This window comes from Microbacterium sp. Bi128 (assembly GCF_918698205.1).
The window spans coordinates 1-1,339 of sequence record NZ_CAKKMM010001384.1 but is presented as its reverse complement, the minus strand read 5'-3'; the positions used below and the strand labels follow the sequence as shown (position 1 = coordinate 1,339).

Here is a 1,339-nt window from a genome sequence, read left to right as displayed (position 1 = left end):
GTTCCGAGATCGGCCAGGCTGGTCTGGTCCCCAACGGCCATCGCGACGTTCCACTCGCTTCCGCCGAAGGCATCAAGGCACATCCGGAAGAAGTCCGGCCGGCGGTTCAGCGGGGTGGTGCCCAGCGAAATAAACAACAGCGGTCCCGTTCCCTCACGCTCCCATTCGCCGTCGGTATCCCGGCCGCCGACGCTGGGACCCACAAACCGGAACCGGTCATCGAAGGTCGCCCCCATGGGCTGGAATTCGCGGGGTAGGAACACGATGTTGAACGGCGCAGGCGGACCATCGAACATCCGCGGTGTCCGCACGCCCTGCCCGGCCGCGAACTCCGCCAGCAATCGGCCCATGGCCAGCGCAACCTTGGCCATCTCATCGGCGCCGTCCGGTGGCGGGGCAGGCATCAGCGATCTCAGCGAGAAGTGCTCGTTGGTGGCATAGGTGGGCATGAGGGCAATGGCCGGGGCACCGATCTTTTCCGCCGCCATGCTGCCGCTAAGCGTCATCGCGTCAAAGCAGATAGCGTCCGGCGGGTCCTGGCGGAGTTGATCGACCAACGCCGGAAAGCTGGTTCTGAGGTCCTCGAACACGCGGTGCATGATCGGCAGCATCAGGTGCGCCTGTGCCCGCTGCCCGGGCCCCAGGGCGGGCAGCGATGCCATCCAGTTCCCGCCGGACGCGTGAAAGTCCGCGCCGGCCTTGCGGATCAGCGGTCCGAAGTCGGCGGACGTGAAATATGTGACCCTGTGCCCCCGGGCCACGAGCTCCGCCACCAGCGGCAGGGTCGGGTTCACGTGTCCGTAGGCGGGAATGGAGACGAACGCAAGGTGCATGGCCATCACTCTTCATCGCGTGGCTGATTTTTGTTTGACGGGCAGGTTTGACCCGCCCGTTTGACCGGCCTGTTTGCCCGGCGTCCCGCGGGCCGGGAGGCCCGCCGGTGTCGTGCTCCTTCATCATGCCCCTGTTGCCCGGGCGGCGCGAGGGGTCAGTTGGCAGCGCCGGGCTGCTGGTCCGGCGTCAGTTCCGCGGCTTGGTCCGGGCTGTCGCGGGTGCGGTCCATGGGTCTTCAGGCCACGGATGCCGCGGATAGCGGCCGCGCATTTCGGCCCGGACCTGGGCGTAGGGCCCGGACCAGAAGGATGCGAGATCGTCTGTCACGGCCAGGGGCCGGCGGGCCGGCGAGAGCAGATGGAACAGCACCGGCACGCGCCCGTCGGCCAGCCGCGGCGTCTCGGCCCAGCCAAAGCACTCTTGCAGCTTGACGGCCACTACGGGCCGGCCGGTGGCGTCTGCCGCGTCCGGGTAGTCGATCCGGATCCGGGATCCGCTGGGGACC

Annotated in this window: 1 protein-coding gene and 1 pseudogene; both read right to left on the bottom strand. The window is 68.3% G+C overall.

The features are described from left to right. Positions 1–833 (bottom strand): annotated as a pseudogene (locus tag LQV45_RS33005) (hypothetical protein); the annotation flags it as partial. Positions 834–1,020: 187 nt separating this feature from the next. Beyond that, positions 1,021–1,339: ATP-dependent helicase C-terminal domain-containing protein (locus tag LQV45_RS33000; protein ID WP_290370392.1), on the bottom strand; the 319-nt coding region annotated here is incomplete at its 5' end.